Below are 16,641 nucleotides of genomic sequence, written 5' to 3' on the forward strand. Positions count from 1 at the left end.
TCAGAAGTTACGACAGAGCCTACCATCAATACGGATGATGATAGGCATCATCCGTATTGATGGTAGGCATCATCGGCATTGATGATAAGATGCCTCCTGCACTTATCTATCCTGCATGCATTATAGATTCACCCTCACTGCTACACCTTCCGTTATATTCTTCCTTAATATGGGCTTGCCACCTTTCAAGACTTCTACATGCAGCTTCTTTCCTGCACGGGATACACGAATATCAAACTCCGAATTGAAAGCACGGACACGGTTCAGGTTCATATACTCCCACCCCTGTGGCAAACGGGGTGTCATCTCGAAACTGCGCAATCCTGTAGGCCGGATGCCGAACAGGCCTTCAGTATAGATACGGCAATACAATCCACTTTCAGCAGAAAGATGACGCTGATCTCCTTCGGGCCACGCTTCAATGGCATAAGGCACATGATCGCCCAACAAACGGCGATGTGAATACTTCTTGAGGAAGTTCATACCTTTCTCCACTTCTCCGGCAGCAATGGTGCCACGCAGGGCATAGAGGGTACTACGATCCCAGAAGGTTTCGGTACCGGCTTGCGTCAGTAACCCATCGTCCGTCCATAGGCGGGGCGAAAAGAGCGCATCAATAGTGCCATGCGCACGGGTGTAGATACCCATAACAAGAGGCATACAAATCCAGGAACGCAGGATATCATTACCTTCATAATAGCGGTAGCTGTGGAAACCTTCTATCTCGTAACCAAAATGTTTTTCTATGGCTTTCTCTAAAGCATCCGCTTGATCACGATACGTGTTCAATTGCTTTGCCGATACTCCCAATTCACGTCCCAGCATAACGGCTGAACGCAAAGCGTCATAGTAAAGCGTAGAGGTACAGAGGTTTGCATCACCAGCCGGAAAGCGGTTCTCCAATTCATCCGAATTCGATGCAACCACACCGGCGGGAGTTAATTTACGGTTACAATACTCCAGACACCATTCGATCAGAGGCCACAGTTCACGCGCTTCCGCCTTATCTCCACGAGCCAACGCATAGCGTGCGGCACCATAAGCAATCATGGCACCGTCTCCCCTATCTTTGGCTCCATGCCAGAAGCTGACACCTTCGGAGATGATGGAACTCGGAATAGGTTTATACTCCGGATTCATATAGCGGGCAAAGTGGCGGAAAGAGTTCAATGCGGACTCATTACCAATCTCATAACCCAGGAAAGGGAAGAAAGGATTGATATACTCTGCCTGGTCGTTAGCCCAGACAGCCGCATAATAGGCTTCACCACCGGGACCATGCATCAATCCGCCTTTCGTACGGTAGATACTTTCAGCACCACGCAGTTTGGCGAAAGCAAACATGCGATTGAGTACGGGATCAGGAGTCTCCAAAACCAGATTGCCCCACCACTGACTGATAAGCGCTTCACGCGCGGCACGCTCGCTAAGGATGTTGATATGTGAAAGGCCGGCGCTGTTTCGTCCGGACGGAGCATCCGCCAGTTTCCTTCCGGAAAAGATTGCATAGAATTCAAGCGTCTCTCCCGGTTTCAAAACAAAGACACCACTTTTGGAAAGAGCGGCTTCAATGCAATATGCACCATATACACCGGCTTCCTCAGGAGTAGTATATGTTACATTCCACTCAGGCACTCGCAACGTTATCTGATTCGGACTGCTATTCTTGAAAGTATATTCCTCACAATAGCGCGCGGCGTTGGTGGATGGATAAAGTACACGAGTCAACTGTACGGCATCTTTCAGTTCCTTACGCCGGTAAACATAGCTGAAACTGCTTTCCACACGCATGATACCATTAAAGGTAACGTCGCGTACTTCTTCATTCATCAGGGTTTGATCGTCCACCGTCACCAAAGCGGGAATATTCACATCGAAACGCTGCTTCAGATTGTTCTGTGTCTTATTGGGATGCATGCGAAGCATAGGGAAAACAAGACTTCGGTTCAGATGGAAACGCTTTTGTGCATCCACACCGTAACGAAGGACAACGGAAAGTTGTTGCCCACTCATTTCCAGATGATCGTCATGTGGAATATTATCATTGATATTCCAGCGGATGGCTCCATTATCCTGAATAGTCCAACGATCTTTCGGTTGTGCAATGGCCAGCGAACCAGCAAAGATGAAAGAGAAAAGTAATAAAGTTCTTCTCAAGTTCATAAGGTTATTGTGTTTAATTGTTAGCTATTAATATCAATACAGCACTCTCAAACTGGGTATTCAATGGATTCTCCAGACCTTTTTCCATCAGTTCCGCTCCCGTAAATACCTTGCCATTGGCAGGGAAACGGGAAGCTACTCCCTTTGCCAGACTTACTTCCTCCACACGATATTTTTTATGGGCATCTAGCCCACCAAGCATTACCCGGGGTTCATTGCCATCTTTAGTCTGGTAGAAGTAAACGACTGCCTTTTGTTTATCTGTTGAAACATAACTCAAAGAAGCCAATGAGGACTCATAGGGAGAAACCAAGCGATAAAGCTCGCCATGCATCACCAACGGACGGATGCGTTCTTTATATAATTTCACAGCATCGGCAATCTGCGCGCGTTCTTCAGCCGTAGCCTTATCCAATGCCAAGTCTATTCCGAACGCACCGCTCAATGCCACATCGATTGCCATCTTCAAATGACGCTTACCCATACGGGTGACATGAGCGGAAATCGTATTTGCAGGAAAGAAATGCGAGAAGCCCCATTGTATCTTGATACGTCCCAACGGATCTGTGTTGTCACTGGGCCAGAAAGAATGGAAATAGGGCATTGCGCCATAGTCCACACGCCCCGATCCGCCGGCACAAAGCATGGCCATCACATTGGGGAAACCTTTGGCAAAACGATCCATCAGGCGGTAAAGCGCCCAGTTATAGTCTATCCAGAGATGACTCTGATCGGCAGTCTGCAAATAAGAAGATCCGGGTTGGGTGATGTAACGGTTACAGTCCCACTTCACATAAGTGATATCCGGGTTAGGCCGCAAGGTTTTGTCGATAATATCCCATTCAAAAGCCTGTACCTCGGGGCGGGTAAGATCCAGTATTTCCTGATGACGACCCAGTATCGGTTCACGCTTGGGTTGAGTAATGATCCAATCCGGATGTTTCTGATAAAGTTCACTCTGAGGATTCACCATCTCGGGTTCCAGCCAGATACCGAAGCCAACTTTACGCTTCAATGCTTCTTTGGCAATATATGACAGACCTTTGGGTAACTTCTTGGTAGAAGGGTCCCAATCTCCCAGACCATGCTTATCATCATCACGGGAGTAAGGGCCATTACCGAACCAGCCATCATCCAATAAGAAAAGTTCAGCCCCCACCTGGCGGGCACCGTCAAAGAGTTGCTTCAGGCGGTCTTCATCAAAATCGCAGTGCGTAGCTTCCCAGTTGTTCAACAATACAGGGCGGTCTTTCTCTGCATCGCGGATGGCATTTGCCATAGCCCAACGATGGAAACGACGGCTGGCTTCTCCCTTACCCTGCTTACTATACGTGTAGAGAATGGCGGGTGTAGTAAATGTGCCACCACGCTCCAGATTGTATTGTGAGCCCAAAGGATTCATACCGGTCAGCAAACGCAGGTTCTTGTTCCAGTCTACATCGAAAGCAAACTGGAAACTGCCGCTCCAACGCAAAGAAGCAGCCAGTACTTCACCTTCATTTTCTTTAGCCGGTCCGTTCAGTGAGAGGATAAAAGAAGGAATACGCATCTGATGCGCACGGATGCCTAATTTGGAATCCAGAATCTTGACTCCTTCCGAAAGCCGTTCTTCATTGAGGGTTGCTTCGCGTTTATAGTTACCGGAGAATTGAGTGAGCCAATATTCCTTTGCCTTTACCACTGGGGCAGCAGAAGCAAAACGATGCAGAATGACTTTACCTTTCTCATTATGCGTAACGGTATTCCATATCTCCATCATGCTATTGTCTGCATAGCACTTGATATAGATATCTACGGTGAAAGGATAGGCAGGGTCTTTCAGTAAAATAACGGTTTGTTCGATACCCGGCGCCAAGGTTTCCGTACGATGTCCGGCGTAGTGAAGTTCCGTAGATGTATTTCCATCTACATGAGTTGCCTGAATAGCCGGTTCTGTCAGGACACCGTTTCCATAAGGAGGAAGAAACTCCCATTCACGTGAGGGTATCTTAGCAGGAGGCTCTACTTCACGGGTAGCATCTCCAAAACCCAATTGGTAAAGGCGATTGTCCGTACCCACCATAAAGGTCAGTTTCAGTTCGCCGGATGTAACGGTGAAGAGTTTCTTCACATTTGGATTGTCCGCTGCATGCACCGTGAGGAGAAGGCAGAGAAATAAACAGGTCGTCAATATATTCTTCATAATCTTATCATTCTTCTGTCATAAACTTCCAGGTAACATTGGCAATACTGTTCGGCTTACCTTTTTCTGCTTTGGATATAGCACCCTTCAGCTTGCCTTTCTTATCGCGTGTCACAGTGATATCACGCCAAGAATAGGCACCCTTCTCATAATCGAATGTTTCTCCGTCATCATCATACAGACGGTAAGAACCATCCGCTTTTCCATAATGGCGGATTTCCAGATTCACCTTCTCTCCTGCTTTCGGCGCATGCAGGCGGGGTTCCATAAATGGCAGGATAGCTCCATCCTTTACATATACCGGAATACGGTCCAAGCCCGGCGTAACAGTAATCTTCTCGCCATTGCCCGCATATTTACCTGTATAGAAATCGTACCAGTCTCCCTTAGGCAATACCACCGTACGTTCTTTCTGGCCTTTGAACATGGGAGCCACCAACAGATATTCACCAGCCATATACTGATCCTTAATTTCCTTGGAAACAGCTTCCAGATAAGGATTCTCTTCCAGATTTGCATCCGACAGTTTCGCTGTAGTTCCTTGTTCAGGATTGAAACCCGGTTCCAGATTCATGGCACGGAACGGAGGAATACCATCGAAATGATAACGTGCGAATTCACTATACCAGTAAGGCATCATCTGCATACGCAGCACAGCATACTCTTTTATCTGATTCTCTACTTCGGGGAATGTCCAGGGTTTCGTACCGCTTGCCCAGGCATTAATCATTGCCATCGGTGAGAATACTACAGACTGGAAACGGCGTAGCCAGTCTTCCGATGAACTGGAACTACGTACTTCCGGAGTCCACAATACACCACTAAAACCTGAATTAATCAAAGCAGTAATAAAGTCCTGATGACTGTAATAGTCATTATAAATCACATAGGGGAAGGAAGCAGCACCGGCATTCGATGCGCGAACCAATCCGAAGGTACGTTGATTACGCTTCTTGTACAATTCCGCAGTAGTGCGTTGTACCCACAAACCATAAGTCTGACGCATCTGCTCGGCAGCAATTCCACTGGGGAAAGTAGCTACATCCGGCCATACATAACGGTCATATCCGTCTACTTCATCCACTTTATAACCGCTGACACCGATATTCACGTGTTCCTGTTCCAGCTTATCCATCCAGATTTTGCGGGCTTTCTCGCCTGCCAGGTCGGGCACTATACCACACCATACGGTGTGTGAACCGCTTACCGGATACATTTCCTTATATATCTTTGAATCGGGAGATACGTATGGGTTTGTCCATAAGTTGATACGTACTCCTTTAGCCAACATATCTTTCACAAAGCCGGCGGGATCAGGATAGCGGGTAACATCCCACTCAAAGGTACAAGGATACGCTTTGCTTTGCCAACCCGGTTCCAGTCCGATGAAGTCCAACGGGAAACCGCGTTGTTCAAACTCATCCGCTTCGTTCTTCACGTCTTCAGCTGTATAGAGCTTCTTTGTACGTTGTGTAAAGCCCAATCCCCAGCGCGGAGGCAATGTACCACCTCCACAGAGCAGGTTATAACGACGGACAACATCCATAGGAGTAGGTCCGGCAAACAGATAAATTTCTGCACCCGGGGCAGGAACCAAGATAGAAACGGCATCCGAGTAAGGAGCAGATGTCCAGGTCTTATCCAGATTACGATCCTTGGCAACCGGAGCATTCGGACTATCCTTACGTGCGCCGCTACCAGCATACACAGTCAGATAACGTGCCGAATTGATCAGTACCCCATAGCCGGAACTGGAAATATAAAAGGGAACAGGAGCATGTGTGCGTCCGTTGTCACGTCCACCGTAATGGTCTACATGCAGGTTCAGAATCTTGCCACGCTGGTGTACCGTCTGGAAGTTCAGTCCAAAGCCGTACAACTGTTCCTTGCGTTGCAAAGGAATACGGAGACTTGTTTTGCCATCCTGTATGAAACCCACAATTTCATTCGCTAATTGGGGTAATGTCACCTCCGGTAAGCGGGCAAAACCTTCCTTTTGCGGTGTGACACCGGCCACTCCCAGTAATGAATACTCTTCAGGAGTACCTACCACACCTTTCCAAACGCCAGGCTCCACTTGCTGCCAGGCTATCTGTGCTTTAGCTGGACATAGCATCAACAAAGCCATTGCCCCTACAATCAAAATCTTCTTCATTCTCTTCATTTTATTATAATAGTGTTATTCTCATTTCATCGGATTATACCGGCAAAGCCACCATTCGGAAGTACCTTCACTTTTACCGTTCCGTTCATATTCTCCACAGGCGTGTAGTCAAAACTATCTTTATCTTTTCCATCTATAATCATAGTGAATGGTTTACCTTCACATCCGGCAGGCAAGGTAAATTCTATTTCACGTTCCTCTTCTTTGCCACTGATACCGCCAATATACCAGACATCACCGGAACGGCGGGCTACAACAGCATAATCAGCAGGATACCCAGCCAACAGGATACTTTCGTCCCAGGCAGCAGGTACTTCTTTCAGGAATTGTTTCGGTTGTTCCGGTAGAGAAAGATAAGACTCCGCCTTATCAGCAAAACATTGAAAACCGGATTCGAAGACTACTGCCAGAGCCAACTGATGCCCCATAGTTGTCTTACGTATAGCAGGTACCCCTTGGCGTACTTTATCAGAGAAAGTCACCGGAGTATAATCCATCGAACCGACTACATTGCGTGTGAAAGGTACAGTAGCATTGTGTTTTGCCGCCTGGTCGCAACGTTCCTGACGTCCCAGGGTTTCTGCACCCCGGATAGCTTCCGTAGTCAGCATATTCGGATACGTACGTTCAAAGCCACGGGGTAAAGTGGCACCATGAAGATCTACCAGCAAATGATTGTCCGCCGCATCTTTCAATAAAGCCGGATAAAGTTGGATAATACGTTGTTTGTCTGTATCAAAGAAATCAACCTTGATTCCTTTCACTCCAATTTCACTGATGCGTTTCATTTCTGCACGACGTAATTCAGGATCACTCATCAGACGATGCGTCGGTATAGAGTCGTTGTCACGCCCTGCACCGGAATGGTACCATAACCAGACACCCACTCCCTTCTTCTGTGCGTATTTCACTACATCTTCCATAGTGCCACCGTTGCCCATATTTTGCCAACCGGCATCAATCAGCATATATTCCCAACCCATTTCCGCACTAAGATCCACATATTTCAGTTGCGCTTTATAATCACGGGGAGTGCTGCCATTAGACCACCAGCTCCATGAAGCGCGTCCGGCCTCTATCCAGGATTCATCGCTTACTACAGATGCAGGATTCAGGTGTGAAACCATTTGTGTCTGGAATATGGTATTCAGATCATCCCCTATGATAATGGCACGCCAGGGAGTGAACCACGGTAATTCTGATACCGGCTCTACTGCATCCGGTACAATTGGCTCATCCGGTTCCGGAAAGCGGATTTTATATGCTTTATCTGTTCCGGCATTATCTATATGAGTAGCAGGATATGAGCCATCCAGATGAGCTTCTGTGATCATCATCCAGATTCCGTTGGTATTGAATAGCATAGGGAATGCCCAACCACGCCCATACCCACATTCCGAACGGATATCTATTTCACTCCGGCAATATTGTTCATAGCTCGGTTTATGACGATCGTTCCAGTCATACGGGTGTATCCACGCTTTTCCATTTACGGGTACGGCAAATTCTGTATGCTCGGTCTGGATGGTGTGCATCTGTCCAGCCTCTCCGGGTAGTTCATAACGGAAAGCAACTCCGTCATTATATACCCTTACGGTCAAATTAAACAGCTTATTCTCTTTAGTACGGAAAGTAAAAGTCTGCTCACGGCACTCATCCGTAGTATTCATCTTCTTACCGGATTTTAACTGATAAGCATTAGAAATATCTTTCACTGCAGAAGCGGAAACAAATTGCACGTCTTTTCCATACTCACAATTATCCATAACCAACCCTAAAAGAGATTTCTCCATTGCCACTCCGTTTTTATAAAATACAGAGTAGCTAAGCGCTGTACTTCCATTTTCCTGTTTATTCTCCAAGGCAAAGCGGATGTTGCTGTCCTTAGACACTAACTCCCATACATCAGGAGCCGTACAGGAAGTCATTAATATTACAAACAGAAACAGTGCTGTATTCAATAGCTTTTTCATGGTATTCATCATTTATAGATTTGCATATCTCCATCTTCACAAATAATCTCCGGACGAGCATCGGGATTCTTCAACTCAAACGTAACATTCTTCAGTTTCAATCCTTTCACATGGCGTGCCCATACCCCGTATGCCGGAATCTTAGGACCGAAAGTTTTCACTTCCGGATATTTGTCTATAGCTTCAGGCACCTGAGACAAGGCATCTTCAGGAGTTCCTGTACCCAATAAACGAATATGAATATTTTCCAAAGTCAGGTTTGTAATATAATGTCCCGGAATGCCGGTAATCAGAATACCGGAAGGAGGCGTCAGTTGAGCCTTATCGGCAGCCACTGCCTTTACGTTGCGAATCGTCACATTTTCAAAGACTCCAATCGGTTGCTGACGGTCTTCTTTTTTGCGAAAAACACTAAGACGAGCACCCAAACGAAACAGCATCGGTGTACGTACTTCGTCCATCGTGATATCAGAGATTTCCACATTACGCAGATGGGCCCCATCTACAGAGAATAACTTAATACCTCCATTCTTGGTATCGTAAATATGACAATTGCTGATCTTGATGTTCTCAAATCCCGCCATGGATTCTGTCCCCATCTTAATGCCCGCCTGATTGCTTTTCAACTTCATGTCCGTAACAATGATATCATCGCACCCCATTTTACTGGCAGTAGTCTTAAAGCAAAGAGCATCGTCACCACTGATAATATCACAATTACTAATACGTACATGCTGGCAACCATCAATATTAATGCCATCATTATGAGCTACTCCAAAACTGCGTATCGTCACATTGTGGATATTCACATTACGGCATTGAAAGTAATGGGAAGTCCAGGCACCTGCATATTTTAAAGTAACTCCTTCCACGCGCACACCTTCACAACGAACCCAACGAAGCAAGAAAGGACGCAATCCCCAACGCTGTCCTTCCGGACGGGTATCAACTTTTATATGCCGTTCTTTCAAAGCCGAACCTTGACCATCGATAACACCTTCACCCTCCAAGGCAACATTTTTAGCATCTACCGCTACCAGTAATGCCCAACCGACATCAATGCCCAGGCCTTCGGTAAAAGGATCAAGGTTATCGTAAGCTTTATAATCGGTAGTGCCCAGAATAAGGGCATCTTTCTCCAAATGCAAAGTCACATTATCTTTTAGCACGATAGTAGCCGACAAATAGGTTCCGGCAGGCACAAGTACCGTTCCACCACCTGCCTTATGACAAGCATCAATTGCTTTCTGGATAGCGGGCGAATCCATCTTTTTGCCGTTTCCCCGAGCACCGTACTTCTTTACATTAAATGTTTCAGCCTGCAACGTAAATGGCAGAACAAGTAACATTAACAACAGTAATAAATTCTTTTTCGTTTTCATGGTTAGTATATGTAAGTTAACTATTTAATTTCCTTTGCAATATTCACTGTATAGATCCTGTTACTGCGCTGTCCTGGATGTTCCAAACGCAATTCATTGGTACCTTTAGCCAACGCTACAGGGAATACAAACTCTCCGCGTTTCCCACCAAATGTAGCCAAATAACCGATATTCTCACTGATTTTCTCCCCATTAATATATAAGTAAGAAGGAACCGGATTGCCACCCGCATAAGATACTACCAAATAATATTCACCTTTATGTGGAATGTTGACTTTCCAACTCACACTTCCTTCAGAACTTCCTTTCTCGCCTTTGAATTCTACCGAACCATCCTCATTCAAGGATGCAGATCCCTGTCTTTCCATATCTTTAGCCTGGCATATCTTTATATTCTCCAAACGACGTACCACTACACGTTGTGAAGATGTTACCTTTCCATTTGCCAAAGTCTCCAGATTAAACTCAGTCGTCTTAGAAATAGACAAAGGAATGACGCCTTCTGCAACTTCCAGATGTTTACCATTCAATCGCACTTCATCTGCATGGGATGTTTTATAATGCAAGGCATTTTTATCTGCGTAGAAGTATTCTATTGCCGGACGCTTTTCATCCAACGGAACTCTGTATAATTCAATCCCTTTACCTGTGCCCAGATTACGACTGTACATCCGATGCGTTGGATTATTCCAATGCTCATGTACTCCCAAGCTACCTTGCTCTTTTCCAATATAAGCTATTCCCGAAGGAGGATTCCCTATATTCGCCGCCTCATGAAGAAAATTGTCGGCATTGGCACATAAAGGAAGTTCCGAATAAATAAAATCAAGTACTACTGATTCGATGGCAACCTGATCATTGGAAGCCAGGAGACTGGAGGTCCAGCCATTATTGAACGGGGGAAGTTGGAAACGTACCGCTTTCCCGTTATGCTTGGGATTTACGTACATAGCATCCACCAGATACACCAAAGTGTTTCCGCCTATACGTTCGTGAGCCATCAGATCGACAATGCAGTTATAAGTGCCCATACCACGGAAGGAAGACCAGTCTCGAATAGAAAGATGCAAAGGCGGCACATTGCCTATCGAACCGAACTGATTCTTACCGGTAGCCGTTATAGCTGTCTGTCCGGCACTGTCCCGCCATTTATCGGTTGGTTCGGAATGTCTTTTCATTAATGCCATGTTAATCATATAGTCGGCTTCATAAGCCGCACGTGCCAAACTTCTGGCACCGGCATCGGTAATCTCACTGGAATAACGAATTACATCAGGAACAAATCCTCCCCAATTCTGATAATTGACATTTGGATAAACCGGTTGTACATAATCGTAAACAGCCGAAATACCCCGACGCTGTGCATCATATACTGTAATACAATTCTGGGGAATTTTCATTATATCCACCAATTGATGCAGCAAAGAATACACTGACTGTGGAGTAGCATCAATGATATTAGTTCCACCATTGTCATTCAGATTAATCTTGATAGCAATCTTCTCACCTTTCTTATACTTCACCGCTCCCTTACCTTTCTTATAATTAAAGGTTCTGAACAATTCATCCCATGCCTTATCAATCGTATTTTTGCGGGTCAGTGCAATGATCACTCCCTCCATCATATCATCGACACGTGTCTGACTATTATTATCCGGATCCGAATAAAGTCCTCTTTTTCCATCCCAGGCAGCCGCCTTCGGATCATGTGCCCATGCCACCCGCCCCGGATGAATTCCTCTGGCTACTCCCATCGGAGTGTTGGGAGCATCAACAGGCACAAAACGTCCCATATCAGTACCATTATCAATCTGCTTACGAATGACCTGCCCCATTAAAGAATTATCCACTGACATTATATATAATGTACCCGATAATAATATACCGACCGCCAATACGGACACCCCCATATAGAACCGACGGGAATGCCACAAGAGTTTGAAACGTTTCCACGTACCAAATCCAACCAATGTACTACTGATGAAAGCTACGAAAGAGAAAGCGATAGGAGCAGCGATTTGCTGACAAGGATATTCTATTCTGGAAGGTTTGGGTACTACCCGTATCAGAAACCAAATCAGAGCAGCTAATCCGAACAGAGGAAAGCAAACCTTCAAAATAACATTTTTCTTGTTGATTCCAACGATTCGTCCACTCTTCGGACAAGTCTTAAAAAACCATCTTTTTATTTTTGTATTCATTTCATTAGATATAAAGGATTATCTTTCATGGTTACAAAAATAGGCAGATAAAAAAGAGACGATTATCAGTATTTCATCAAATACTTGAAAAATCGTCTCAACCAAGCAGACAGTGTCTTATTTATGTAAATAGAGTAACTCTATTCCAATGTCTTTCCCCATATTACGGCTATATTTCTTTTCTTCCGGATTATTCCAATGTTCCAAAACTCCGAGACTGCCAACTCCTGTACCATCTCTTTCCGGATCATAGAAAGTAGTGGATAACGGACGGTCTGCCAGAGCCGCTTCCACCAGATACATATCGCAATAATCCACATCGGCCATACGTGGAAACTCTGCACTCAGGAAATCAATACCCACCGCATCAATGGCTACCGGATCCTGGGAAGCCAGCAGTGAGCAAGGCCAGTCTCCATTAAACGGTGACATCTTCCATTTACCGGAAGGCACTCCGTTCACCTTTTCCGAACCGTACAGGCCATCTATCAGAAAGAGCATTGTCTTTTGTCCCAGATCCTTATGTGCGATATAATCGGTAAAGGTCATATAGCGCGGCTTTCCCCCACGATCCTGATTGAAATTGTTATGCTGATTTTTACGGAAGTCACGGTTGATATCCGTTACTCCATACCAGTTTTTCGCACAGAGTGTTACTCCCTGTCCGCCATGTCCTTTCAGCAATGCCATATTGATCAGGTAATCAGCCTCAAGTGCACAGTTTGCCAATCCTCGCGCCAAACGGCCATTATCAGTTGAATATGGAATTGCATCTGCCGTATAAGTAGATTGGGTACGCCCGTTTCCTCCTTCATTATCTAAATATACAACACCGGGAAATTCAGCATGACACTTATCATAAAGAGTTTTCGTAATAAAACGACTGGCATCAAATACTGTGATTTGCTCCTGAGGTACTCCGCCGTCATTCACCAAACTACGAAGCAAGGCAAGCGTCAGATGCGGAGAAGCATTCAACTGTTCACAATCTTCATGGGAGAAAGTATTATTCTGATTAATCTTGATAGCAATTCTTTCTCCTTTCTTATATCCACGCTTCCCTTTATCATGCTGTTGATTGAAATAAATAAAAAGGGATTTCCAGGCTGCCTTTTCTTTTTTCTCTCCGGTCAAGGACAAGAGGGACTGGTTTAGAAGCCAGTCGGCATCTGCCTGATTATTCCAACGATCTTCAAACCAAAAGCCCTCTCCTTTCTGCCATGTAGCGGCACCCGGCGCATGAGTCCATACCACCCGACCCGGATAAATACCTTTCGCCTCCCCTACCGGATTATTCTTACCCCATGCCATACGCGGTTCTCTAGCCGGAAGAAAAGTTTGTGCCAGCATGTCAGTGCTATTTTCTACCAACATCAAAGCACCGAAGAAACAAAAACCTGCAAAAGCAAAGACTCCTACCACTACTTTCCGGTTACGGAATGCTTCACGTAACTTACGCAGACTCACCCAGACTCCCGTGAACGAGAGTAAGTACATGACAAATGCAGACATCAGCGGTGCCGCTGTCTGCATACATGGATAACTGGCACGGGAAGGTTTCGGAATAACCCGTACTAAAAACCAGATAGTAGAAAAAAGACCGAGTCCCCAAAAGAAGAGTATCTGTATCCCTCTGGAAGTAAATTCCCCTTTCTCAGTCCTTTCTTTAAAATATAAATAAATACGTTTCATACTTTCTCACCATTATCTATTATTTCTTCATGTTTCTCTGTTCTTATTTGATGATAATCTTTTCACTACGAAACACTTTTACGTTTTCTTTATCCGTAATGCCTTCTTTCACTTTCAGATTCCTGATCTCAGCGCCAATCACATCGTCCAGTACTACTGCATAACGCCCATCTTTCTGCTCAGCACTGATACTGCAATTATCTAATAGGAAGTCCTTCACATGACGCGCCCAGAAACCAAAAGAAGGTTGTATTTTCAAATCACCTACATTATAACGTCCTACTCCGATTTCAGGCGGATATGCTTCTGCATCTTCTACCGGATGTCCGCCTTTCACGAGTAAATTTACATCATGGAACTGTACATTCTTAATATATCCGGTATGCTGACCATTCGGCAAGCGGAATGTCAGTCCTCCTTCCACAACCTCTGTATCCGGCAGTTTGAAACCTGCAATGATGGGAGTTGCCGTATTTTGAGAGCCATCGTATGCTTTCCAGCGATCTCCCCGGAAAGAACTTCCACCATAAACCTCATCAATATCTACTCCACAAATCACAATATTCTCCACTTGCCCGATATCAGAGTTAGTCACCAGCAACTCTTTACGTACACTTCCATTTTCCGTGAATGTAAAAGGAGCGACATCAGCACCCAACACACGGCCTCTATTGGATATAGATATGAAGAACGGAGCACGGGTACGATGCATCACCGAACGGGAATGTATCGGTCCTGTCTTTCCACTATTCAGATGGACATTTTTTATATGTCCGCCATCATTGGTAGATATGGAGAAACCTGCTTTATTGGCACCCAGTACATAAATATTATCCACGTATAAGTCCTGAATATCATCCGCTGTTTCCGAACCTATCTGGAATAGGTTACAATTGGTATCTCCAACGATATTGCGTACCATATAGTTACGTGCCGGACGGGTAAAACCTAATGAACAATCCGAACCCGGTTTCACAATATCATCCGAACTGACACGCGAATAAATGTTCGTCACCGTTACATCATTGCACGCCATAAAGTCGTAGATATCACGGGCATTCCGGGTATTATGTTTGGCAAAATAGGTATCATGCACATGAATACCATCAGTACCTGTAGCCAACAAAACAAAATGCCCTCCCTGATCTATATGCAGCATATTGCTGACATCATAATTCTTCCGGTTATCCGTATCTATGTAGTAAGGCTCATCTTTTTGCGGATCATACCACATATCTTTACCCATAGCCCAGCCTCCAATTTCAATATTGGTACAAAGTTTTAAAGAAAACATTTTGTCGCAACGTTTCTCGGGAGCATTATTCATAACTTTATCAGAAGTAACCAAATTACCATTACCCGTGATACGGCCTGTGCCCACAATCTTCACATTATCAATGCGTTCTCCAAAGAACATTGCATTGCGGAAGAACGTATGTCCCACATCCTGCTTCGTCAGATAGTTTTCCGGATCGGCATAAGGACGAGGATCGGTAGGAGAAAGTCCCGAACGATAGGCCCGGTCACTAAACCAGGTCGTTTCCGGTGCATCACCACCCGGAAGTCCCTGAATTGTGGCGTCTGCATCCAGATGTAACCAGACATTACTCAACAGATGAACCGTCCGCACATTATAGGTGCCTGCCGTAAATCGCAGAATCCCCCCACCCAACTTATTCATCTCTATAATAGCTTTGTTTATGGCTTCCGTATCGTCTGCTATTCCATCTCCTTTTACTCCTGTAGTCTTAATATCCTGCAAACCGGAATAGAACCAGGCTATATTTGATTCTCCCTGGTTATCACCTCCTTTTACAAGCAGTTTAAAAGCATACAATTGATTAGGATTCAACCGGCCGGCGGTAGCGAAATCATCGTCCGGCAATATCGCTGTTCTTACAGGTTTCCATGTTTTTCCCTTATCCTCTGACAATAACAAAGTCACGGATTCCGCATTACGAGGCGCTGTCCAGTAGAAAGAAGTGAAAGATAAATCCCAATCCTTTTTATATGTAAATGCCTGTAAGGGGGTACGGGTAAAATCAGCAATAGTCGTCACACCTTCAAAAGTTGCAGTAGCAACCGGACTATGCAGAACTTCCGGTTGAGAGGTTATATAATCAGCCTCGAATGTATAATTACCTTTTTCCGGTATTGCCACTCCGCGAAAACAAAGACGGATATCAGGGCCGTTAGAGGGACGGAAATCCAAATCTTTAAATATTAACAGAGTACCTTTCTTCCCATCTTTACGAATTTCCACATCCCCAACCTTTTTATATGAATAGTTGGTTCCGGTTCTGCCGATAGACTGTTTAGGCAAATCACGAAGAATCACTTCTCCACGACCTATTACATTTACCGTTGTATTGTCCAATGTTACAGCAATCCCTTCCGGTACGCGGATAGTGACAGTAGTCATCGGGCTACGCTGTCCGGCATAAAAATCAAGTGTCAGATTTCCCGCAGTCTTTATGGTAAATGTAGTACGGTCCAACTTTATCACGGGAGGTAACGCTCCTTTACGTACCCCTATAAACAAACGCTTTTTAGAGGCTGATTGTAAGTAATCACCATTAACCGGAAGACCTTCCGTTTTCTCCTGTCCGGTAGAAGTAAAAAGACGATAAAAGCCCGAACCGGAATGAACCAACTGTTCTTTCAGAGCTTCAACTGACGGCAAAGTAGAACTTAAGCCCTCATTTTCGGGAGTATCTACAGTATAACGATAAGTAGAACCTTCAAACAACAATAAAGAATCACTCGTCAGTTGCCAAGGATACAATTCCCCTGCCTGAATGCCTGTTCCTACCACTCCCAATAACAGGGACAAAAGAAAAGTCTTTGATAATATAGCTCTCATATCCAATAGTATATTTTTCAT

At 45.0% G+C, this 16,641-nt stretch carries 8 protein-coding genes; all 8 read right to left on the minus strand.

What is annotated here, in order from left to right:
• Nucleotides 1-120: 120 nt before the first annotated feature.
• Nucleotides 121-2,163, minus strand: a complete 2,043-nt coding sequence (locus tag VYM24_RS23245; RefSeq protein WP_330941025.1) for a glucosidase family protein — start codon at nucleotides 2,161-2,163, stop codon at nucleotides 121-123.
• A gap of 13 nt (nucleotides 2,164-2,176) precedes the next feature.
• A complete protein-coding gene (locus VYM24_RS23250; protein WP_330941026.1) occupies nucleotides 2,177-4,345 on the minus strand; it encodes an alpha-galactosidase in 2,169 nt (722 codons plus the stop codon).
• A gap of 7 nt (nucleotides 4,346-4,352) precedes the next feature.
• Nucleotides 4,353-6,500, minus strand: coding sequence for a glycoside hydrolase family 31 protein (locus VYM24_RS23255; RefSeq protein ID WP_291549413.1), 2,148 nt, complete (start codon nucleotides 6,498-6,500; stop codon nucleotides 4,353-4,355).
• 35 nt (nucleotides 6,501-6,535) lie between these two features.
• Nucleotides 6,536-8,482 (minus strand): glycoside hydrolase family 97 protein, encoded by a 1,947-nt coding sequence (locus tag VYM24_RS23260; RefSeq protein ID WP_330941027.1) that lies wholly within the window; start codon nucleotides 8,480-8,482, stop codon nucleotides 6,536-6,538.
• A gap of 8 nt (nucleotides 8,483-8,490) precedes the next feature.
• Complete coding sequence (locus VYM24_RS23265) at nucleotides 8,491-9,864, minus strand: glycoside hydrolase family 28 protein (protein WP_291549410.1); 1,374 nt, start codon at nucleotides 9,862-9,864, stop codon at nucleotides 8,491-8,493.
• A 20-nt stretch (nucleotides 9,865-9,884) separates the two neighbouring features.
• A complete protein-coding gene (locus VYM24_RS23270; RefSeq protein WP_330941028.1) occupies nucleotides 9,885-12,065 on the minus strand; it encodes a DUF362 domain-containing protein in 2,181 nt (726 codons plus the stop codon).
• A gap of 117 nt (nucleotides 12,066-12,182) precedes the next feature.
• On the minus strand, nucleotides 12,183-13,757 hold the full coding sequence (locus VYM24_RS23275) for a DUF362 domain-containing protein (RefSeq protein ID WP_299089719.1): 1,575 nt from the start codon (nucleotides 13,755-13,757) through the stop codon (nucleotides 12,183-12,185).
• Nucleotides 13,758-13,800: 43 nt separating this feature from the next.
• A complete protein-coding gene (locus VYM24_RS23280) occupies nucleotides 13,801-16,641 on the minus strand; it encodes a glycosyl hydrolase family 28-related protein (protein ID WP_330941029.1) in 2,841 nt (946 codons plus the stop codon).

The sequence above is a fragment of the Bacteroides sp. MSB163 genome (genome assembly GCF_036416795.1).
Classification (GTDB): domain Bacteria; phylum Bacteroidota; class Bacteroidia; order Bacteroidales; family Bacteroidaceae; genus Bacteroides; species Bacteroides maternus.